This window comes from Arsenicicoccus bolidensis DSM 15745 (assembly GCF_000426385.1).
Classification (GTDB): domain Bacteria; phylum Actinomycetota; class Actinomycetes; order Actinomycetales; family Dermatophilaceae; genus Arsenicicoccus; species Arsenicicoccus bolidensis.
The window spans coordinates 114,255-134,721 of record NZ_AUFG01000006.1 but is presented as its reverse complement, the minus strand read 5'-3'; the positions used below and the strand labels follow the sequence as shown (position 1 = coordinate 134,721).

General features: G+C 73.9%; 17 protein-coding genes. 4 read left to right on the top strand and 13 right to left on the bottom strand.

The features are described 5' to 3' along the window. Positions 1-549 precede the first annotated feature (549 nt). Positions 550-921 carry a nuclear transport factor 2 family protein gene (locus K313_RS0105410; RefSeq protein ID WP_019284164.1) on the top strand — a complete coding sequence of 124 codons (372 nt, stop codon included), beginning with the start codon at positions 550-552 and terminating at the stop codon, positions 919-921. Between the two features lie 326 nt (positions 922-1,247). Here K313_RS0105410 and K313_RS0105405 read toward each other — a convergent pair whose 3' ends face one another. The 8 genes from K313_RS0105405 to K313_RS0105370 form a co-directional block, all read right to left on the bottom strand. Then, positions 1,248-2,540 (bottom strand): DUF58 domain-containing protein, encoded by a 1,293-nt coding sequence (locus tag K313_RS0105405; protein WP_029210750.1) that lies wholly within the window; start codon positions 2,538-2,540, stop codon positions 1,248-1,250. Between the two features lie 115 nt (positions 2,541-2,655). Continuing rightward, the gene (locus K313_RS0105400) at positions 2,656-3,615 is read right to left on the bottom strand and encodes an AAA family ATPase (protein ID WP_029210749.1); all 960 of its coding nucleotides are present in this window, start codon (positions 3,613-3,615) and stop codon (positions 2,656-2,658) included. Continuing rightward, complete coding sequence (locus K313_RS0105395; protein ID WP_029210748.1) at positions 3,612-4,922, bottom strand: DUF4350 domain-containing protein; 1,311 nt, start codon at positions 4,920-4,922, stop codon at positions 3,612-3,614. Before K313_RS0105395 ends, K313_RS0105400 begins: the two co-directional genes overlap by 4 nt. Further along, a complete protein-coding gene (locus K313_RS0105390; RefSeq protein WP_029210747.1) occupies positions 4,919-5,572 on the bottom strand; it encodes a DUF4129 domain-containing protein in 654 nt (217 codons plus the stop codon). The genes K313_RS0105395 and K313_RS0105390 overlap by 4 nt, the downstream gene beginning before the upstream one ends. A gap of 7 nt (positions 5,573-5,579) precedes the next feature. Further along, positions 5,580-6,812: a hypothetical protein gene (locus tag K313_RS0105385; protein WP_029210746.1), complete on the bottom strand. Its 1,233-nt coding sequence runs from the start codon at positions 6,810-6,812 to the stop codon at positions 5,580-5,582. Positions 6,813-6,857: 45 nt separating this feature from the next. Continuing rightward, positions 6,858-7,460 (bottom strand): uridine kinase family protein, encoded by a 603-nt coding sequence (locus K313_RS0105380; protein ID WP_029210745.1) that lies wholly within the window; start codon positions 7,458-7,460, stop codon positions 6,858-6,860. Then, positions 7,457-9,277: a phospho-sugar mutase gene (locus K313_RS0105375; protein WP_029210744.1), complete on the bottom strand. Its 1,821-nt coding sequence runs from the start codon at positions 9,275-9,277 to the stop codon at positions 7,457-7,459. The genes K313_RS0105380 and K313_RS0105375 overlap by 4 nt, the downstream gene beginning before the upstream one ends. 5 nt (positions 9,278-9,282) lie before the next feature. After that, positions 9,283-10,128, bottom strand: coding sequence for a purine-nucleoside phosphorylase (locus K313_RS0105370; protein ID WP_029210743.1), 846 nt, complete (start codon positions 10,126-10,128; stop codon positions 9,283-9,285). Between the two features lie 92 nt (positions 10,129-10,220). Here K313_RS0105370 and K313_RS0105365 point away from each other — a divergent pair, with 92 nt between their 5' ends. Continuing rightward, on the top strand, positions 10,221-11,657 hold the full coding sequence (locus tag K313_RS0105365; protein ID WP_034251837.1) for an NAD(P)H-quinone dehydrogenase: 1,437 nt from the start codon (positions 10,221-10,223) through the stop codon (positions 11,655-11,657). Between the two features lie 123 nt (positions 11,658-11,780). On the opposite strand, the gene K313_RS22120 is transcribed toward K313_RS0105365, so the two are convergent. After that, positions 11,781-12,203, bottom strand: a complete 423-nt coding sequence (locus K313_RS22120) for an antitoxin (protein ID WP_029210741.1) — start codon at positions 12,201-12,203, stop codon at positions 11,781-11,783. A gap of 161 nt (positions 12,204-12,364) precedes the next feature. Between K313_RS22120 and K313_RS0105355 the strand changes: the two genes are divergently transcribed. Continuing rightward, positions 12,365-12,889: a type 1 glutamine amidotransferase domain-containing protein gene (locus K313_RS0105355; RefSeq protein ID WP_029210740.1), complete on the top strand. Its 525-nt coding sequence runs from the start codon at positions 12,365-12,367 to the stop codon at positions 12,887-12,889. A gap of 202 nt (positions 12,890-13,091) precedes the next feature. Here K313_RS0105355 and K313_RS0105350 read toward each other — a convergent pair whose 3' ends face one another. Further along, complete coding sequence (locus K313_RS0105350; protein ID WP_029210739.1) at positions 13,092-14,876, bottom strand: acetyl/propionyl/methylcrotonyl-CoA carboxylase subunit alpha; 1,785 nt, start codon at positions 14,874-14,876, stop codon at positions 13,092-13,094. A 118-nt stretch (positions 14,877-14,994) separates the two neighbouring features. Here K313_RS0105350 and K313_RS0105345 point away from each other — a divergent pair, with 118 nt between their 5' ends. Further along, positions 14,995-15,846, top strand: a complete 852-nt coding sequence (locus K313_RS0105345; RefSeq protein ID WP_029210738.1) for an aldo/keto reductase — start codon at positions 14,995-14,997, stop codon at positions 15,844-15,846. Between the two features lie 325 nt (positions 15,847-16,171). Here the strand turns inward: K313_RS0105345 and K313_RS20140 are convergent, their stop codons facing one another. From K313_RS20140 to K313_RS0105320, 3 genes are all read right to left on the bottom strand, one after another. Then, on the bottom strand, positions 16,172-17,158 hold the full coding sequence (locus K313_RS20140) for a vWA domain-containing protein (protein WP_156911153.1): 987 nt from the start codon (positions 17,156-17,158) through the stop codon (positions 16,172-16,174). A gap of 153 nt (positions 17,159-17,311) precedes the next feature. Continuing rightward, entirely contained in the window at positions 17,312-18,709 is a 1,398-nt protein-coding gene (locus K313_RS0105325) for a tryptophanase (RefSeq protein ID WP_029210736.1), read from the bottom strand. Between the two features lie 45 nt (positions 18,710-18,754). Continuing rightward, positions 18,755-20,461 carry an excalibur calcium-binding domain-containing protein gene (locus tag K313_RS0105320; protein ID WP_029210735.1) on the bottom strand — a complete coding sequence of 569 codons (1,707 nt, stop codon included), beginning with the start codon at positions 20,459-20,461 and terminating at the stop codon, positions 18,755-18,757. Positions 20,462-20,467 lie beyond the last annotated feature (6 nt).

Sequence of the window (20,467 nt, the reverse complement as noted above, 5' to 3'; positions counted from 1 at the left end):
CGCCCTCACCCGGCGCCCTCACCCGGCGCCCTCACCCGGCGCCCTCACCCGGCGCCCTCACCCGGCGCCCTCACCCGGCGCCCTCACCCGGCGCCTCTTGCCCCACGCCATTGGTCACCACTGACGTCTGCGCGGCCTTCTTGAACGTTCCAAAACGTCACTGGTGACCAATGGCGCGGCGCGGGGCGGTGAGTCGCCGGAGCCGCGTAGGTGGTGACCCCTGGCCAGAAGGCGCCGTTCGACTCTTCGTCAGCCTGGGCACCAACGAAGTCCGTGGCGGGATCCCCGAGGTCGAGCGTCAGCTGCGCGCGACCTGACGAGTCATCCGCGATCCTGAACTGGCCACCCCCGCTGTCGGCTCGCGCTCGACCTCCGGCTTGGCTCGAACCGATCGACAGACCATGTCCACACCGTCCAAACGTGTGACCGGTCGAGCTCGTGGGCACGCCGTGTCTCGGGCCAGCCGACGTGGACGACGCCGATCCCGAGGACGAGTCCGTCGCGTCCCTCTGACCTCGACTCGGCCGCCCACCAGGCAGAATCGCAGGTATGGATGAGACCGAGGCCCAGATCGACGACGTCCTGGCGCTCGAACGTGAGCTCCAGTCGCAGGAGGCGCGGCGCAGCGAGCATCGGCTGAGGGAGCTGTTGGCCCCGGGCTTCATCGAGATCGGTGCCTCGGGCCGTCGGTGGGACCTCGAGACGATCCTTAGCCTGCTGGCGGCGGAGGCCGACGACGCCGGCGCCGGTGCATCAGCCATCCGCATCACCGGTCTCGAGGCGAGGGTGCTCGCCCCGGGTGTCATCCAGACCTTCTGGGAGTCGGATCGCGACGGTCGGCGGGCCCGGCGCACGTCCCTCTGGCAGCGCGCCACGACCGGGTGGCAGCAGACCTACCACCAGGGCACCCCGCTCACCTAGGCATGACAGACGCGACCACTCCGCCGCTGGCCGGCTGGGTCGCTGGCACGGGCTCGATCCTGTCGGTGAGTGGGCGCGTATGGCGGCTCCCGGTCGCTGGAAGCTGCGATTCCTGCCCATTCGTCGAGGCGCGCGGCGGCAGGTAGACGCCCGATCCAGGATCCGCCTGAGCTGGACACATCCGCCTGGCGTGCCAGGTCGGGCGGATGTGACTACCTCGGGTAGGTGCATCAGCCTGGGGGACGGAGGCCGGTCGATGGACCTCCCGGGGGCGGGATCATCAGCCTGGGGGACGGAGGCCGGTCGATGCCTCGGCCGGCGGCGGGTCAGAGGAGGCCGCGGGACTTGAGCATGAGGTAGTGGTCGGCGAGGGCCGGCGCGAGGTCCTGCGGCGGCGCGTCCACCACGGTCACGCCGAGCCCGGCCAGCGCGTCGGCGGTCTGCGTGCGCTGCGTGCGCGTCCGCTCCGCCGCCGCCGCGCCGTAGGCCTCCTCGGCGGTGCGGCGGGCGCTCGCCATCCGGTCCAGGTCGGGGTCGGCGCAGGAGGCGATGCACACGCGCTGGCGGCGGGTGAGGAGCGGCAGCACGGGCAGGAGCGACTCGGCGACGGCGGCCGGCTCGAGCGGGGTCAGGAGCACGAGCAGCGAGGGACGGCGGGCCTGCCGGGCCACCGCGGAGGCCAGCGCCTGCCAGTCGGCCTCGACGATGGCGGGCTGCACGGTCGCGAGCGCGTCGGAGACCGCGGCGAGCAGGTCGGTGCGGGCCACCCCGGCGAGCTGGGCGCGCACGACGCGGTCGCCGGCGACGAGGTCGACGTGGTCGCCGGCGTGCGCGGCCAGGGCCGTGAGCAGCAGCGATGCCTCGATGGCGGCGTCCAGGCGGGTCGTGTCGTCGACCCGCCCCGCCGACAGGCGCGAGGTGTCGACGACGAGGGTGATCCGCCGGTCGCGCTCGGGTCGCCAGGTCCGCACGACCAGCTCGCTGCGCCGCGCCGACGCGCGCCAGTCGATCGAGCGGACGTCGTCGCCCTCGACGTACTCGCGCAGGGAGTCGAACTCAGTCCCCTGCCCGCGCACCCGCACGGCCGAGCGGCCGTCGATCTGCCGCAGCCGCGCGAGCCGGCTCGGCAGGTGCCGCCGCGAGTGGAAGGGCGGCAGCACGCGCACCGTCCCCGGCACGTCGACGGACGCCTGGCGCCCGGCGATCCCCAGCGGTCCGAGGGTGCGCACGGTGACGAGGTCCGTATGCCGGTCCCCGCGCCGCACGGGCGTCAGCGCGGTCTCGACCTCGACCGAGGCACCGGGCGCCACCGCGATCCGGTGCCGCTCGCCGCTGGTCCCGGCCGACGGCTGCCAGGCGTCGCGCAGCACGCCGCGGGCGGTCCGGCGGGACGCGTTGTGCACGTGCAGCCGGGTCGTGGTGGTGGTCTCGGCGCGGATGGTCCCGACGCGGTCGCGGGTGATCGATAGGCGGCGCGGCGAGGCGGCCAGCAGCGCGTCGACCCCGGCGACCACCACGACGAGCACCAGCCACAGCGTGGCGGTGAGGGGCTCGGGGCGCAGCAGCACCGGCACCACGCCCAGCAGGGCGAGCACCACGGCGCGGCCGGTCAGCGTCATCGCCGCGTCGAGCCTGACCGGGGCGAGGCCAGCGACCCCGGGCGCAGGATCGGCGGCGCGGGCGCTGGGCCCGCTGCGGTTCCTGCGCCCGCTGCGGTCACGGCCGTCACAGCTGTCATCGCGGCACCGGCACGGCGTCCAGCGCGGTCTGCAGCACCGCGCCGACCGACACGCCCTCGAGCTCGGCCTCGGGCCGCAGCGACAGCCGGTGGGCGAGCGTAGCGTGCGTGAGGGTCTTGACGTCGTCCGGGGTCACGTAGTCGCGACCGTTGAGCCACGCCCACGCCCGCGAGGTGGCGAGCAGCGCCGTCGCCCCACGGGGTGAGGCGCCCAGCGACAGGGACGGCGCGGTGCGGGTGGCACGGCATACGTCCACGACATAGGCGACGACCTCGGGGGCGACGCCGACGGTCCGCACGGCCGCCGCCCCGGCGAGCAGGTCCGCGCCCGACGCGACCGGACGCACCCCCGCGGAGGCGAGGTCACGCGGGTCGAAGCCGCGGGCGTGCCGCGAGATGACCTCGATCTCCTGCTCGCGCGGCGGCACGGGCAGAGCCACCTTGAGCAGGAAGCGGTCGAGCTGCGCCTCGGGGAGGGGATAGGTGCCTTCGTACTCGACGGGGTTCTGCGTGGCAGCGACGAGGAAGGGCTCGGGCAGCGGCCGGGACGTCCCGTCGATGGTGACCTGCCGCTCCTCCATCGCCTCGAGCAGCGCGGCCTGCGTCTTGGGCGGGGTGCGGTTGATCTCGTCGGCGAGCAGCAGGTTGGTGAAGACCGGGCCCGGCCGGAACTCGAACTCTGTGGTGCGGGCGTCGAAGATCATCGACCCGGTCACGTCGCCCGGCATCAGGTCCGGCGTGAACTGCACGCGCCGCGTGTCGATCGACAGGGCCGTGGCGAGGGTGCGCACGAGCAGCGTCTTGGCGACGCCGGGGACCCCCTCGAGCAGGACGTGACCGCGGCTGAGCAGGCCGATGAGCAGCCCCGTCACGGCGGCGTCCTGCCCGACGACGGCCTTGGCCACCTCGGAGCGCACGGCCTGCAGGGCCTCGCGGGCGCTGGTGTGGTCGGTCATGGGTGGCGTACCTCTTCCTCGAGCTGGGCCAGGTCGGTCGCGGTCGCGGCCAGGTCGGCGTCGGTGGTGGGGTCGGGTCCGGCGAGCAGGGCTCGTATGTCGTCGCGCTCGCGCCCCGTGGCCCGCGCCACGGCCGCGACGACCGCCTCGTCGTCGGCGCCCGCGGGCAGCCCGAGCCGGATCGCGAGACGTCGCCGGGTGGCGCTGCGCAGGGCATCGGCGGCGTGGCCGCGCCCCGCGGCACGTCGATAGAGCCGGCCGCGGGCGACCGTCGTCTCGCTGGCCCGCACCACGACGGGGAGGGGCTCGACGGCGAGCCGCCCGAGTCGACGTCCGCGCCACCACATGGTGAGCAGGACGGCGCCGCCGAGCAGGAGCAGCAGGGGCATGAACCACGCTGGGGCGACGCTGGGTTCGCCGCGCACGGTGTCGCCCTCGCTGATGTCGGAGAAGGCCGGGGCGTACCACACGAGGTGTCGCTCGCTGCCGAGCAGGCGCAGCGCGAGGGCCGCGTTGTCGTCCTGGGTGATGGTGCCGTTGGTGACGATGCCCGCGGGGGCGAGCAGGTCGGTGCGGGGCCGGCCGTCGGCCGCCGGGAGGGTCAGCAGGGCGTGCCCCTCGCCCACGGGGTAGCAGCCCCGGGCACCGTCGGTGTCCCACGACGACCCGAGGTCATCGGCGGTCGGGTCCTGGGAGGGCTCCTCGCCCGGGCCGAACGGCAGGTCCGAGCCCCCCGACCCGTCCGACCCGTCCGACCCCTCGCCCGCCGCCTCGGCGACCTGCTCCCGGGTCATGACCGCATAGCCGGCGCCTCGCGAGGAGATGTCCGGGGACGCAGCGGCGGCGGGGTCGGTGCAGCGGGCCCCCTCGGGATCGTTCTCGTCGGCTCGGGTCAGCGTGACGGGCAGGTCCAGGTCGTGCAGCGCGTTGCGGGGCAGCCCCAGCAGGACGAGGCGACCGGCGCCGTCGAGCCGCTCGTCGACCTCCAGCATCGCCTCGGTCGTGAGCGCTCCGGTGTCGGACACGACGACGGTGGTTTCCTCGTCGACGCGGGCCGCCGCCAGCTCCTCGCGCGTGCGCACCACGTCCACCTCGACGCCCTCGCGCCGCAGGACCTCCGCGACCGCCTTGGTGCCCCCGGCGTCCACGGTGCCGGGGTCCATCGGGACGCCGCTGCCCTGCGGCAGGCTGCGCCACACGGCCACGGCGAGCAGGGCCACCAGCACGGCGACCCACACCGTCTTGGTGCGGCGGCTCGTGGGGCGGCGGTCCCGCTCGCGGGGGCCGAGGATCACGTCGAGGCTCATCGCGCCTCCCGCAGCTCGGAGGCCAGCGCCAGCACGCTCTCGGCCTGCTCGGCGGTGGTGCGCTGCTCCTCGTCCGCACCCGGGACGGGGCCGTCGGGGTGCCCGTAGCACGCGGCGTCGAAGATCTCCGCGGACCGGTGGGCGCGGTCGGCATACGACGGGAGGGCCTCGGCCGCGGCCCGGCTGACCTCCTGGGCGGTGCGCCCGGGGGCGTCGTGGACGACGTCGCGGTCGTCGAGGCCGACGACCAGCGCCCGGAAGGCCGACACCACGGCCCGGTCGTGGGCCGCCTGGTCCAGGTGCTCGCGCGCCTCGGCCAGGTAGTCGACGGCCGACCGGGCCGGGTCGGTGAGCCCACCGGCGCGGCGGCGGCGCTCCTCGGCGACGGAACGGAGGTCGCGCAGCTTCCACGCGAGCAGGGCGAGCAGCAGGAGCAGCACCGCCACGAGCACGGCCACGCCGATGCCCGACGGCGCGCCGGGGGCGCCCGAGAAGAGGTCGTCGAACCACGCCAGGGCGATGTCGAGCAGGGACGGGCGAGGGTACCCGGGCCGGGTCAGCTCCTGCTCCAGCAGGCGGCGCGCCTCGTCGGAGCCCGGCTCGACCGGGACCGAGGAGACGGGCAGGGCCAGCACGCGGGAGCCGGTCACGGAGCGGTCAGCGCTCCTGGGTGGCTCGCCGCTCGACGGCCCGCGCCAGCTCGACGTCCAGGCCCTCGCGGCGGATCCGCTGGTCGATGTAGAGCAGCGTGCTCACCGTCGAGGTGATCGGCGTCGTCACGGCGGCGATGAGGACCTGGGCCAGCCCGACGATCACCATCATGACGAGGAAGCCCGAGGCCAGGCTGTCGGGGCTGTCGGAGGACGTCGCGAACACCGCGAGCATGCCGACCATGGTCACCGGGAACATCAGGGCCCCGGCGGCGAACCCGACGACGAGGCTGGTGACGAGCTGGATGCCGAACAACCGCCAGAAGGCGCCTCGGCTCAGGGTCCAGCTGCGCCGCAGGGACTCGATCACGCCGATGCGCTCGAGGATCAGGGCGGACGTGGCCAGACCCAGCCGGACGTAGACGAAGACGAAGACAGGCGCCAGCACCAGCCCGCCGAGGACCGCGAGGGCGCCGTCGAGCTGCGCGAGCCCGTAGAGGGCGAGGGCCACGAGGCCGAGGCCCGCGAGCCAGAGCAGGCCCGTGACCAGCAGGAACAGCAGCAAGCGGCCGATCTGCGGGCGCAGCTCGCGCCAGGCCTCGCCGATGGTGGCGCGCTCGCCGATCACCGCCCGGGACACGACGACGCACAGGACGAGGGTGGCGGCGCTGGCGAAGAGGCTCGACGGCACCTGGACGAGGTTGAGCAGGGGGCTGCTCCCGTTGTCCGGGTCGCTGAGGTCGCCGAGCCGCTGCACGCCGCCCGTGAGGAGCCACCCGACGAAGGGCAGGACCAGCAGCAGCCCGATCAGCTGCAGCGCGAGCGAGAGCCCGATCGTGGCGCGCGGGTTGAAGCGCAGGATCTTGAAGCCGGCCCCGAGGATGTCGCCGAGGAACAACGGCCGCAGCGGGACGATGCCCGGGTTGGTGACCATGGCCATCGAGGGATAGCCGCCCGGGGGCGGTGCCTGGCCGTATGCCGGACCCTGCCCGTAGGCCGGAGGCGGCCCGTAGGCCGGAGGCTGGCCGTAGCCCGGCTGCTGGCCATGGCCATGGCCCTGGGGCTGCTCGTGACCGGGCTGCTGCGGGTGGCCGGAAGGCGCCGCGTAGCCGGGCTGGTAGGCCGGCGGGGCAGGGGCCTCGCCCGTGGGGTCGTAGGGCGGCGGAGGGGGCAGCGGCGTGCTGCCGCCCGCCCGGTCCTCGCCGTCGCGGCCTGGCGCCGCCCACTGGTCGTTGCTCATCGTCGCCCCCTCGAAGCGTCCCCACCCGTGCTCGCGGCCACGCTATCAGCGCAGGTCGGCGGCGCGTCGCCAGGCTTCCCCAGGCGTGATCGGCGTGGCGCCGAGGGCGACCTGGTGCTCGACGATGGCGGGTTCGGCACGGCGCAGCGCCAGTCCGCGACGCACGAGGGTGACGGGCGGCTTGCGGCGCTCCTTGAGGTCGCGGGCGAGGCGCAGGGCAAAGGTCACCCACGGCGTCCGGCGCACGCACCACGCCTGGGCGAGCAGCCCGCGCTCGCGCAGCGCAGCCGTGAGCTCGGCGGCGAAGATGCCCTCCGCCACGACGAACGCGCCCGGGGGCAGGGTGATGCGGACGCCCTCGACGCGGCGGGACCGGGAGATGTCATAGCCCGGCACGTCGACCTCCCCGGTCCGGACCAGCGTCTCGAGCGCCGTCAGGGCCGCGTCGGCGTCCCAGCTGGCGGGGTCGTCCCAGTCGGGGACGCCCAGGTCGCCCATCGGCAGGCGCGGGTCGTCCCCGTCGAGATAGAAGTCGTCGAGCCGCAGGGTCGGCCAGCCCAGCTCGTGCCGCAGCCGGTCGGCGAGGCGGGACTTGCCGGCGCCGCTGGGCCCGCAGGCGACGATGACGCGCGCGGGGTGCTCGCTCACAGCGCGGTGAGGGCGGCCATGTCGGCCTTGATGGCCGCCAGCCGCTCGGACGCGGTGGCGCGGGCGCGGGCGAGATCGCCTGCGCCGTCGACGGATTCGATCGCCTCGAGATAGACCTTGACCTTGGGCTCGGTGCCGGACGGGCGCACGATGATCCGGCTGCCGTCGGCGAGCGAGAACCGCAGCCCGTCGGTCGGCGGCAGGTCGGCGGACCCGGCGGCCAGGTCGTCGAGCCGGTCGACGCGGGACCCCGCGACGGCCTGCGGCGGGTTGCCGCGCAGACGCTCCATGAGGGCGGGCATGAGGGCGAGGTCGCTGACGCGCACCGACAGCGCGTCGGTCGCGTGCACGCCGTGGGCGACCGCGAGGTCGTCGAGCACGTCGAGCAGGGTGCGCCCCTGCGCCCTCAGCCGGGCGACGAGCTCGACCACGAGCAGGGCGGCCGAGACGCCGTCCTTGTCCTGCACGGAGTCGGGGTCGACGCAGTAGCCGAGCGCCTCCTCGTAGCCGTAGGCGAGGCCCGGCACGCGGGCGATCCACTTGAAGCCGGTGAGCGTCTCGCGGTGCTCGAGACCGGCCGCGCGGGCCATGGCGCCGAGCAGGCGGGAGGACACGATGGAGCTGGCCAGGACGCGGCGCTCGGCGTCCGGGCGGGCGGAGAGCCGCTCGATCATCGCGTGCCCGAGCAGGGCCCCGAGCTCGTCGCCGCGCAGCATCCGCCAGGTGCCGTGGTCGTCCACGGCGGCGGCGCAGCGGTCGGCGTCGGGGTCGTTGGCGACGACCACGTCGGGGCGCACCTCGGCCGCCAGCGCGAGGGCCGCGTCGATGGCGCCCGGCTCCTCGGGGTTGGGGAAGGACACGGTCGGGAAGTCCGGGTCCGGCTGCTCCTGGCTCGAGACCGCCTGCGGCGCAGGGAAACCCGCGCGCTCGAAGGCCAGCCGCACGGTCTCCGACCCCACCCCGTGCAGGGCCGTGTGGACGACGGAGACCTCGCGCGGAGCGTCGGGCGCGACGACGGCGGCGGCGCGCTCGACATACGCGTCCAGCAGCTCGTCCCCGAGGGTGTCCCAGCCGTCGTCGGCCATCGGGACGGACGCGACCGACGGGACCGCGGCGATGTGCGCGGCGATCTGCGCGTCGACCGGCGGCACGATCTGCGAGCCGTCGCCGAGATAGACCTTGTAGCCGTTGTCCTGCGGTGGGTTGTGGCTGGCCGTGACCATGACGCCGGCGTCCGCGCCGAGGTGCCGGATCGCGAACGCCAGCACCGGCGTCGGCAGCGGCCGGGGCAGCACCATGGCCGAGCCGCCCGCGGCCTCGACGGCGGCCGCCGTGTCGCGCGCGAAGACGTCGCTGTTGTGCCGGGCGTCGAAGCCGATCACCACGGCGGGGTCGGGGCGCCCGCCCTCGGCCTGCAGGTATGCCGTGAGCCCCGCCGCCGCCCGGATGACGACGGCGCGGTTCATGCGGCGCGGGCCTGCGCCGAGCGCTCCGCGCAGGCCGGCGGTCCCGAACTCCAGCATCCCGGCGAACCGGTCGGCGAGGTCGGCACGGGAGGCCTCGCCCCTGTCCCCGCCAGCCTCGACGGCAGTGATCAGCGCGTCGAGCTCGGCCCGGGTGGCGGTGTCGGGGTCGTCGTCGCGCCAGGCGCGGGCCGCCGCGAGGAGCTCGCCGGTGGGAAAGCCTGCGGTGGACGAGCCGGGAGCGGGGGAGCCTGCGGTGGACGAGCCGGGAGCGGGGGAGCCTGCGGTGGACGAGCGGCTGGTGGCAGCGCCGTCGACGGGGTCGGTGCTGGTCGAGCGGGGCGGGTTCGGCATACGGCTCAGTCCTCGGTGGCGATGCGGGTGACGACGTCGGCGAGCAGGCGACCGCACCGGGCGGCCGCGGCCTGACCGGCCTCGATGACCTCCTGGTGCGACAGGGCCTGGTCGCTGGTGCCGGCGGCGGGGTTGGTGACGAGGGAGATGCCGAGGATCTCCAGGCCGGCGTGGCGGGCGGCGATGGCCTCGAGGGTGGTGGACATGCCGACGAGGTCGCCGCCGAGGGTGCGGGCCATGCGGACCTCGGCCGGCGTCTCGTAGTGCGGCCCGCGGAACTGCACGTAGACGCCCTCGTCGAGGCTCGCGTCCACCTCGCGCGCGATGCCGCGCAGGCGGGAGCTGTAGAGGTCGGTGAGGTCCACGAAGGTCGCACCCTCCAGCGGCGAGGCGGCCGTCAGGTTGAGGTGGTCGCTGATGAGTACCGGTGTGCCGGCGGGCCACTCGGGGCGCAGGCCACCGCAGCCGTTGGTCAGGACGACCTGACGGCACCCGGCCGCGGCGGCGGTGCGGACGCCGTGGACGACCGCGCGCACGCCCTTGCCCTCGTAGAAGTGAGTGCGGGTGCCGTAGACCAGCGCCCGGCGGTCCGTGTCGCCCAGCGAGACCGAGCGGATCGTGCCGCTGTGGCCCACGACCGCGGCGCGCGAGAAGCCCGGCACGTCGGCGTTGTCGATGACCGTGCGGGTCTCGCCGATCAGGTCGGCCGCCCCGCCCCACCCGGAGCCGAGCACCAGCGCGACGTCGTGCCGCTCGACGCCGGTGCGCTCGGCGATGACGGTCGCGGCTGCCCTCGCCACCTCGAAGGGGTCGACGTCGGGGTCGTTCAGGTCCACGTGGGTGTCGCTCATGGCGGACAGCCTACGGGTGGGGTGGACGGGCCCACGGTTCGGCATACGGCGTCCGCTCGTCCGGTGAGCCCCCGCCCACCGGGGATGGTTGGATGGAGCCCGTGATCGAACGCAACCAGTCAGTCGTCATCCTCGGTGGAGGGCCCGGTGGCTACGAGGCCGCCCTCGTCGCCGCCCAGCTCGGAGCGACGGTCACCGTCGTCGACCGCGACGGGCTCGGCGGCGCGGCGGTCCTGTCGGACTGCGTGCCCAGCAAGGCGCTGATCTCGACCGCGAGCTTCATGACGCGCATGGAGGACTCGCGGGCGCTGGGCGTGCACTACCAGGACCCGCGGACCCAGCGGGAGTCCGACCTCGAGGGCGACGACGTCACCGTCGCCGACCTGCCGGCCGTCAACGCCCGCATCCTCGCCCTCGCCCGCAAGCAGAGCGAGGACATCGAGGCCCGCCTGGTCAGCGAGGGCATCACGATCCTGCGCGGCGTCGGCCGCATCGCGGCGCCGGGGCGCGTCGTCGCCACGCCAGCAGACGGCTCGGGGGAGCAGGAGCTCGACGCCGACGTCATCCTGGTGGCGACCGGGGCCACGCCGCGGGTGCTGCCGACGGCCGTGCCCGACGGCGAGCGCATCCTCACCTGGAAGCAGATCTGGGACCTGCCCGACATCCCCGAGCACCTGATCGTGGTGGGCTCCGGCGTGACGGGGGCCGAGCTCGCGCACGCCTATCTCGCGCTGGACAGCAAGGTCACGCTCATCTCGTCGCGCGACCGCGTCCTGCCGGGGGAGGACCCCGACGCGGCGCGCGTCATCGAGGACGTCTTCCGCCGTCGTGGCATGACGGTCCTCGACCGCTCCCGCGCGGCGTCCGTCGAGCGGGTCGGCGACCGCGTCGTCGCCACCCTCACCGACGGCCGCACCGTCGAGGGCTCGCACTGCATCATGGCCGTCGGGTCGGTGCCCGCCACCGATGGCCTCGGGCTGGAGGCGGCCGGCGTGCAGCTCGCCGACTCCTGGCACATCGAGGTCGACCGCGTCTCGCGCACCTCGGTCAACGGCATCTATGCCGCCGGCGACTGCACCTCGGCCCTGCCGCTCGCGTCGGTCGCCGCCATGCAGGGGCGCACCGCGATGTGGCACGCGCTGGGCGACGCCGTGCAGCCGATCAACCTCACCGGCGTCTCGGCCACGATCTTCACCGACCCCGAGATCGCCACGGTCGGCGTGACGGCGGAGCAGGTCGCCGAGCAGCACCTGGACGTGCGCGAGGTGATGATGCCGCTGGCCACCAACGCGCGCGCCAAGATGGACCGCTTCACCGACGGGTTCATCAAGCTCTATGCCCGCAAGGTGTCCGGGCTGGTCATGGGCGGCGTGGTCGTGGCGCCCAAGGCGTCGGAGCTGATCTTTCCCGTGGCGCTGGCCGTCGAGAACCGCCTCACCGTCGACCAGATGGCGCAGACCATCACGGTGTACCCCTCGATGAGCGGCTCCCTGGCCGAGGCGGCACGCCGCCTGCACACCAGCGAGTGACCTACCTCAGGTCGTCACATCCGCCCGGGTTGGCACGCCAGAGCACAGACCTACCCCCGGCAGAGGCATCGACCGGCCGTCGTTCGCCAGGCTGATGCCTCTACCGGGGGTAGGTGCGCTCCGTCAGCCGATCTGGCCGGGCGCGCGGCCCGTGGTGCCCTCGTCGGGACGGACCGTGGTCGTGTCGAAGGTCTCGCCGGTCGTCGGGCTGACCGTGGGGTCGGTCTCGCCGGCGGGCTGACCTGCCGGCTGACCCGTCGTGCTGCTCGTGCTCGTGCCCGTCGTGCCCGCTCCGGTCGTGCTCGTGCCGGGCTGACCGACCGGGGGAGTCCCGGGCTTGCCGTGCACCAGCTTGTCCTTGGCCAGGTCGCGGCCCTGCTGGATCTGGCGGCTGAACCGACCCTTGGTCCCCTTGTCGACGGCGTGGCCGACCTTGTCCAGGCCCCCGGAGACCTTGTCCGGGTTCTCGTCGATGTACTGCTTGGCCTTGCCCGCAGCCTGGCTGGCCGCCTGGCCCGCCTTGCTGACGATGTCGTTGAACTTCACGGTGCCTCCTCGTCCGTACCGCCGACGGCGGTGTCGTGATGCTCAGCGAGTCTAGGCGCGGGAGGGTTCCCGACGGGCCCCACGTCTTCAGCCGCCCCGCCTCGGGTAGGTGAGCACGAAGGGACACATCACGTCCCCTTTCCGATCCCCAAGGAGGCAGCATGTCCAAGGTCGCATTCCTCGTCGCCGGCGAGGGCATCGAGCGCGTGGAGCTCACCGACCCCTGGCAGGCCGTCAAGGACGCGGGCCACGAGCCGGTCCTGCTCAGCCTCGAGCCGGGCGAGGTCCAGACGTTCGACCACCTCGACAAGGCCGACAAGCAGGCCGTCGACGTCGTCGTGGCCGACGCGTCGGTCGGCGACTACGCCGCGCTGGTGCTCCCCGGCGGCGTCGCCAACCCCGACGCGCTGCGCATGGACGAGGACGCCGTCGCGTTCATCAAGGAGTTCGTCGGGTCGGGCAAGCCGGTCGCCGCGATCTGCCACGCCCCGTGGACCCTCGTCGAGGCCGACGTCGTCCGCGGCAAGCGCCTGACGTCCTGGCCGAGCCTGCAGACCGACATCCGCAACGCCGGTGGCGAGTGGGTCGACGAGGAGGTCGTCACCAGCGACAACCTCATCACGTCCCGCAACCCCGACGACATCCCGGCCTTCAACAAGGCCGTCGTGGCGGCGCTGGCGGGCTGAGCCCCACCGCACGAGACAGCGGGCCTGTCGGCATACGACCTCTCGGGGCTCGTATGCCGACAGGCCCGCCGCACGACCAGCCACCCTCACCCCGCCCAGGGGACGCGACCCGCAGCAGACAAGCCCGCGGGCGAGAACCCGCCGGGGGTAAAGGCATCGACCTGGCGAACGAAGGCCGGTCGATGCCTTTACCCGCGGTAGGTCAGGCGGGGTCCTTGATCTCCATGAGCACGGCGCCGTTGGAGACGGTCTCGCCGACCGCGGCGGAGATGCCGGCGATCGTGCCCGCCTTGTGGGCGTTGATGGGCTGCTCCATCTTCATGGCCTCGAGCACCAGCACGAGCTCGCCGGCCTGCACCTCCTGGCCCTCCTCGACCGCGATCTTGACGATCGTGCCCTGCATCGGCGCGGTGAGGGAGTCGCCGGACGCGGCCGCGCCGCCACCGCGACCACCGGAGGCGCGACGCGGGGCCTTCTTCTTGGCGCCACCCCCGCCACCCCCGCCGCCGAGCGACAGGGTGCCGGGCAGGGACACCTCGAGGCGCTTGCCGCCGACCTCGACGACGACCTTCTGACGCTCCTCGGCCTCGGGCGCCTCGGCCCCCGCGCCGCCGAACGGCTCGATGTCGTTGTCGAACTCCGTCTCGATCCAGCGGGTGTGCACCGTGAACGGCGCGTCCGGCTCGCTCGGGGCGAAGGCCTCGTCGCGAACGACCCTGCGGTGGAAGGGAAGAACGGTCGGCATGCCCTCGATGACGAACTCGTCCAGGGCGCGGCGGGCACGCTCCACCGCCTGCTGACGGGTGCGGCCGGTGACGATCAGCTTGGCGAGCATGGAGTCGAAGTTGCCGCCGATGACGTCGCCCTCGACGATCCCGGTGTCCAGGCGCACGCCCGGCCCGGCCGGCGGCTCGAAGACCGCCACGGTGCCCGGGGCGGGCAGGAAGTTTCGGCCGGCGTCCTCGCCGTTGAGACGGAACTCGATGGAGTGCGCGTGGGCCGGCGGGTCGTCGTAGCCCAGCTCCTGGCCCTCGGCGATGCGGAACATCTCGCGGACCAGGTCGATGCCGGTGACCTCCTCGGACACCGGGTGCTCCACCTGCAGGCGGGTGTTGACCTCGAGGAAGGAGATGACGCCGTCCTGGCCCACGAGGAACTCGCAGGTCCCGGCGCCGTAGTAACCGGCCTCCTGGAGGATCGCCTTGGAGGCGCGGACCAGCTCGGCGTTCTGCTCGTCGCTGAGGAACGGCGCGGGCGCCTCCTCGACGAGCTTCTGGTTGCGGCGCTGCAGCGAGCAGTCGCGCGTCGACACGACGACGACGTTGCCGTGCTGGTCGGCCAGGCACTGGGTCTCGACGTGCCGCGGCTTGTCCAGGAACCGCTCGACGAAGCACTCGCCCCGACCGAACGCCGTGACGGCCTCACGTACCGCCGACTCGAACAGCTCGGGGATCTCCTCCATGGTGCGGGCGACCTTGAGGCCGCGCCCGCCACCGCCATACGCGGCCTTGATGGCCACGGGGAGACCGTGCTCCTGCGCGAAGGCCACGACCTCGTCGGCGCCGCCGACCGGCTCCTTGGTGCCCGGCACCAGCGGCGCGTCGGCCTTGGTCGCGATGTGCCGGGCCTTGACCTTGTCGCCGAGGCCGTCGATCGCGGCGGGCGGCGGGCCGATCCAGATCAGCCCGGCGTCGATGACGGCCTGGGCGAAGTCGGCGTTCTCCGAGAGGAATCCGTAGCCCGGGTGCACGGCGTCGGCGCCGGACTCCTTGGCGATCTCGAGCAGCTTGTCCTGCACGAGGTAGGACTCGCCGGGCGTGGAGCCACCGAGGGCGTAGGCCTCGTCGGCGACCTTGACGTGCAGCGCATCTCGGTCGGGCTCGGCGTAGACGGCCACGGAGCCGATGCCTGCGTCCTTGCAGGCTCGGGCCACGCGGACGGCGATCTCGCCGCGGTTAGCGATCAGGACTTTGGTGATGGACGCCATGGCTCGGACTCTACTGCGGCCCACCCCCGCGGGCTTGCCGACGGGGGTGTGATCTGCGTCAGACGGCAGGTGGCGTGCGACGTCCGGCCGGGTGGGGCTCACGTCATAGGCTGGCCGTATGACGCAGAGCACAGCCCCCCAGATCATGCTCAACGACGGCCACGCCATCCCGCAGCTCGGCTTCGGGGTGTGGCAGGTGCCCGAGGACCAGGTCGTGGACGCGGTCAAGCACGCCCTGGCCACCGGCTACCGCCACCTCGACACGGCCGCGGCCTATGGCAACGAGGAAGGCGTCGGTCAGGCGCTCGCCGAGTCCGACGTGGCGCGCGACGAGGTCTTCGTCACCACCAAGCTGTGGAACGACGCGCACGGCCGCGACCGGACGCTGCGGGCGTTCGACACCTCGATGGACAAGCTCGGCCTCGACGTCCTGGACCTCTACCTCATCCACTGGCCCGTGCCGTCGGCCGACGCCTACGTCGAGACCTGGAAGGCCCTGCTGGAGCTGCGCGACTCCGGGCGCGTGCGCTCCGTCGGGGTCTGCAACTTCCACGTCCCGCACCTGCAGCGTCTCGTCGACGAGACCGGCGTGGCGCCGGCGGTCAACCAGATCGAGCTGCACCCCTACCTCCAGCAGCGCGAGCTGCGCGACCACGACGCCGAGGCGGGGATCGTCACCGAGGACTGGAGCCCGCTCGCCTCCGGCAAGCAGGTCATGGCGGACGAGACGATCCGCGCGATCGCCGACGAGGTCGGGGCGACGCCCGCCCAGGTGATCCTGAGGTGGCACCTGCAGCTCGGGTCGGTCGTCATCCCCAAGTCGGTGACGCCGTCGCGCATCGAGGAGAACTTCGGCTCCCTCGGGATCGAGCTCACGCAGGACCAGATGGAGCGCATCGGCGACCTCGACCGCGGCATGCGGACCGGGCCCGACCCCGACGAGTTCGCCGTGGGCGCCGTCACCGACTGACGGTCGAGCCCCGTCCACACCGACAGGGACACAGACAGGGACACAGATCGGGGACCTGAGTGCCGGGGATGCCGGCACGAGGGTCCCCGATCTGTGTCCGAGGTGGGGTCAGCTCACTTGCCGAGCAGCCAGATCAGCAGCAGGACCAGGAGGACGGCGACGGCGACGTCGCGCGAGGCCGAGAGCGGCGCGGCGGCCAGGGCAGCGGTGTGCAGTGCGGTCATGCCCAGCATGGTGCCACGACGAGGGCGCCGTGGTGGTGATGCACGCCGATCAGCCTGTATGCCGACTGGGTGGGCGCGACGCGGGAGGGGTCGAGCGGGGCTCAGCCCCGGCCCTGGCTCCCGCGCTGGCGACCGCTGCCCCGCGTGAGCAGCCACAGCAGGAGCAGCACCAGGATGGTGGCGCCGACGGCGCCGGGGTTGGTCTCGCCGCCGAGACCTGCGAGCCCGCTGCGGCTCCACCAGCCGGTGCCCGGCGCGGACCAGCCGGTGCTCGCGGCCCGGGCCGAGCCCACGGTGTCGGAGACGATCTTGGTGAGGTCGTCGCTCGTGGCGTCGTGGTAGGTGCCGCCGGTGGCGTCCGCCACGCACCGCAGCTGGCTGCGCGCGGGGGCCGAGACCTCGAGGCCGACGGTGTGCACGTGCAGGTCGATGCCCTGGCCGGCGAGGGTCTTGGCCACCGCGCACGGGTCGGCGGAGCAGGACTCCTCGCCGTCCGAGACCAGCACGACGCTGCGCCGACCGGTGGTGCCGAGATCGCCGGCGACCTGCTGGAGGGTGTAGCCGATCGGGGTGTCGCCGTGCGGGGCGAACGCGTCGATCGCCGTCTTGAACCCACGGCGGTCCAGCGGGCCGACCGGTGTCACGAGCCGGCTGTCGGTGCACGCCCTCGACCCGGGCGCCGCCTTGCCGGCGACCTTGACCCGCGAGCCGTAGACGCGCAGCCCCACCTGGGCGCCGTCCGGCAGCTCGTCGACGAGGGAGCGCAGCGCGTCCTGGGCGCCCTGCATGCGGGTGCGGCCGCGGGCGTCACGCTCGGCCATGGACCCGGAGGAGTCCAGGACCAGCAGCAGTCGTCCGTCACCCGCCCCCGCAGCGCCCGTGCCGGCAGCGCCAGCCCCGCTCTCCGAGCCTGGCTGGGTCCCCGGGGTCGCCCGTGCGACGGCTCCCGAGGCGGTGGCCTGCACCGCTGACGTGACGGTGGTGCTGGTCGTGCGGGTGGCGTCGGAGCACCCGGCGGCCAGCAGCGTCACCGCCGACAGGGCCGAGATCGCCGACGCCCTCGACAGCATCGACGCCTTCGACAGCATCGACGGCTTCCTCACCGTGGACGCCGCCGACCGGGTGCGCCTGGGGGCAGCGTCTGCCCCTGTGGCGGCGGCGCGGGGGTGACGGCGGGGGGACGGCATACGGTGCATTGTGCCCGCCCAAAGGTGACGATTCGGGCGCGACCCAGGTCACGATCAGGTCATGGGCGCGAACCTCGCGGTGAAGTGCCGCAGGGCCGGCGGCTCCTCGACGATGCGGTAGCCCGGCAGGTCCCCGGCGCGGGCCTTGACCTGCTCGCACACCTCGATGACGTAGTCGATGTGGCTCTGGGTGTAGGTGCGGCGGGGGATGGCGAGGCGGACCAGCTCCATGGCGGCGGGCTTCTCCGAGCCGTCGGGCTGGCGCGCGAACATGACCGACCCGATCTCGCACGCCCGCACCCCGCCGGTCTCGTAGAGCGCCACGCTCAGCGCCTGCCCGGGGAAGTGCAGCGGGTCGATGTGGGGGAGCATCGCCTTGGCGTCGATGTAGACGGCGTGGCCGCCGGCCGGCTTGATGCACGGGATGCCCGCGTGCTCCAGGGCGTCGGCGAGGTAGGCCGTGGAGCGGATGCGGTAGCGCAGGTAGTCGTGGCTCACGGTCTCCTTGAGCCCCTGCGCCAGGGCCTCGAGGTCGCGCCCGGCCAGCCCGCCGTAGGTCGGGAAGCCCTCGGTGAGGATCAGCAGGTTGCGGCAGGCGGCGGCGAGCTCGTCGTCCTGCAGCGCCAGCCAGCCGCCGATGTTGCCCATCGGGTCCTTCTTGGCGGACATGGTCATGCCGTCGGCGCAGGCCGCCATGTCCTGGATGATGCTGACGACGTCCCGGTCGGCCTGGCCGGGCTCGCGCTCCTTGATGAACCAGGCGTTCTCGGCGAACCGGCAGGCGTCGAGGAACAGCGGCTTGCCGTGGCGGTGCGCGATCTCGGACACCGCGCGGATGTTGTCGAGCGAGACCGGTTGCCCGCCACCGGAGTTGTTGGTGACGGTGAGCATGACGACCGGCACGTCGTCGCCCCGCTCGGTGAGCAGGGCCTCGAGCCGGTCGACGTCCAGGTTGCCCTTGAACGGGTGGACCAGCGAGGGGTCGTGGCCCTCGGGGATGACCAGGTCGACGGCCTCGGCGCCGGTGAACTCGATGTTGGCGCGGGTGGTGTCGAAGTGGGTGTTGCTCGGCACGACCTTGCCGGGGCCGCCGAGGACGCCGAAGAGGATCTTCTCCGCGGCACGTCCCTGGTGGGTGGGGATGACGTGCTCGTAGGGGAAGAGGTGCCTCACCGCGTCACGGAACAGGTAGTAGGACGGCGAGCCCGCGTAGGACTCGTCGCCGTGCTGGATGGCGGCCCACTGGTCGCGGCTCATGGCGCCGGTCCCGGAGTCGGTGAGCAGGTCGATCAGCACGTCCTCGGCGTGCAGCTGGAACAGGTTGTAGTGCGCCTCGGCGGCCTTGGTGCGGCGCTGGGCGGCGGTCGTCATGCGGAGCGGCTCCACGCTGTGGATGCGGAACGGCTCGATGACGGTGCGGAACTGCGGCTCGTGGCAGACGTCGTTGTCCATGGCCACACTGTGCCAGTGATGTCTGACAGACCCGTTCGCGGGGTGTCAGGCGCGCGCGCGGCGACGGCCGAGGCGCACCAGCAGCGACCCCAGCCCGATGGTGCCGAACGCCAGCGCGGACAGCTGCGGCGCCTCGAAGCCCGTCTGGGCGAGGGCGCCGGAGCCGCGGGGTCCCTCGTAGGGCTCGCAGGCGACACCGTCACCGTCGCGGTCGAGGTCGCTGCGGTAGAGCGGGCTTCCCGCGGGGATGCTCGACTGTCCGGCGGCGCGCAGCTCGTCACAGCTCTGGGTGCCGGTGGTGGTGGTCGTGCTCGTGCTCGTAGTCGGGCCTGCAGGCGTGACCGTCACCTGGCTGGTGGTCTGCGGGGCGGTGGCGACCCGGTTGCCGCCGAGGTTGACCGCGCCGTCGGCCCCGCTGCTCTCGCAGGCGATCCCGTCGTTGTCGCGGTCGAGCGCTGGGCGGTAGTCCGCGTCGAGGCGGGAGACATCGGTGCGGCCGAGCGCCGTGCAGGAGCTGGTGTCGGCGGCGGGGATCCGGGTGAGCGCTGAGGGAGCCTTGGCCGGGTCCTTGGACGGGGCCTTGACCGGGGCCTTGGCGAGGGGCCCCGTGACCGTCCCCGGCCTGGACGCCGACCTCGGCTGCGCGGGAGCCTTGGCGGCCGGCGCCGGGGCGGCCTGCCCAATCCTGGGCCGGGCGGCGGCGGTCGGCCGGGCCACGACGAGGGCGGGGGTGGCGGCGGTCGCCCCCGCCGCCACGATGCTGCGACCGCCGGTGATGCGCAGGGCGGCTCCGGGGGCGGCGCTCGCGGTGGGCGCCTGGATGCGATAGACGTCGACGGCGCCGGACGGGGTCAGCGACGCGTCCTGGACGAGGCCGGAGGTTAGGGCGCCGAGGGTGGCGGCGTGGCGGGCGTCCCCGGCATACGGCACCTCAGGGGCGACGGTGACGCCGGAGGAGAGCTGCCACACGGCCAGCTGGGCGGCCTGCAGCACGAGCTGGTCCACCTCGGCGGGCGTGCCGGCGGTGGCGTCGAGGCCGGCCCGCTGCGCGAGCGCGACGCGGGTCGGCTGGTCCGCGACGGCGCGGGCGATCCCGGCGACCCGGGCACGGATGCGGTCCCACTCGGCCGGGTCGGGCACGGCGCGGGTGGAGGAGTCGCTGGACCACTCCTGCTCGACGCCGAGGGTGACGCTGGAGCTCGTGGGCACCTGCAGGTCGGGCTCCATGACCAGGGCGGTGGACTCGCGGACGCCGTCGTGGTCCCGGTCGAGGGAGTAGGGGAGGGCCAGCACGGTCCGGCGCTCGCCGGTGCCCGGCAGGACGATGGTGACGGGGGTGGCCCCCGCGGGCCGGGCCGGCTGCAGGGCGGCGTCGGCGGGCGGGAGGGCGGGTGCGGCAGCGACCGGGGTGGTCGGGGCGGCGGTGGTCGGGACGGGCGTGGCGGACGGCGCTGTGACCGGGGCGACCTGCTCCGAGGGGGGCGCCGGTGGTGCGGCAGGGGTGGTGGGCGCCGGCGTCCGCGGGGCGGGCTGGCTCGCGGGGACCGCGGGCGTGGTGGAACGGGTGGGCGTCGGGGCCGGGGCGACGACGTCGCTGTTCGGCGAGGGAGCCGTCGAGGGAGCCGCCGGGAGAGACGTGGCCGGGGCCACTGGCGCGGGCGACGCGAACGCGGGCGACGTGCTGCCGGCCGTCAGCGCGAGTAGCAGGACGGTGGATCCCAGGGCGGAGCGAGCGCTCAGGTGCTGGTGCATGCGCGT

Coding starts and splice junctions, on each gene's coding strand:
- K313_RS20140 (WP_156911153.1), bottom strand. CDS start 17,158: ATGCTGTCGAAGGCGTCGATGCTGTCGAGGGCGTCGGCGATCTCGGCC.
- K313_RS0105395 (WP_029210748.1), bottom strand. CDS start 4,922: ATGAGCCTCGACGTGATCCTCGGCCCCCGCGAGCGGGACCGCCGCCCC.
- K313_RS0105350 (WP_029210739.1), bottom strand. CDS start 14,876: ATGGCGTCCATCACCAAAGTCCTGATCGCTAACCGCGGCGAGATCGCC.
- K313_RS0105320 (WP_029210735.1), bottom strand. CDS start 20,461: ATGCACCAGCACCTGAGCGCTCGCTCCGCCCTGGGATCCACCGTCCTG.
- K313_RS0105355 (WP_029210740.1), top strand. CDS start 12,365: ATGTCCAAGGTCGCATTCCTCGTCGCCGGCGAGGGCATCGAGCGCGTG.
- K313_RS0105400 (WP_029210749.1), bottom strand. CDS start 3,615: ATGACCGACCACACCAGCGCCCGCGAGGCCCTGCAGGCCGTGCGCTCC.
- K313_RS0105385 (WP_029210746.1), bottom strand. CDS start 6,812: ATGAGCAACGACCAGTGGGCGGCGCCAGGCCGCGACGGCGAGGACCGG.
- K313_RS0105345 (WP_029210738.1), top strand. CDS start 14,995: ATGACGCAGAGCACAGCCCCCCAGATCATGCTCAACGACGGCCACGCC.
- K313_RS0105375 (WP_029210744.1), bottom strand. CDS start 9,277: ATGCCGAACCCGCCCCGCTCGACCAGCACCGACCCCGTCGACGGCGCT.
- K313_RS0105410 (WP_019284164.1), top strand. CDS start 550: ATGGATGAGACCGAGGCCCAGATCGACGACGTCCTGGCGCTCGAACGT.
- K313_RS0105370 (WP_029210743.1), bottom strand. CDS start 10,128: ATGAGCGACACCCACGTGGACCTGAACGACCCCGACGTCGACCCCTTC.
- K313_RS0105405 (WP_029210750.1), bottom strand. CDS start 2,540: ATGACGCTGACCGGCCGCGCCGTGGTGCTCGCCCTGCTGGGCGTGGTG.
- K313_RS0105325 (WP_029210736.1), bottom strand. CDS start 18,709: ATGGACAACGACGTCTGCCACGAGCCGCAGTTCCGCACCGTCATCGAG.
- K313_RS0105365 (WP_034251837.1), top strand. CDS start 10,221: ATGGAGCCCGTGATCGAACGCAACCAGTCAGTCGTCATCCTCGGTGGA.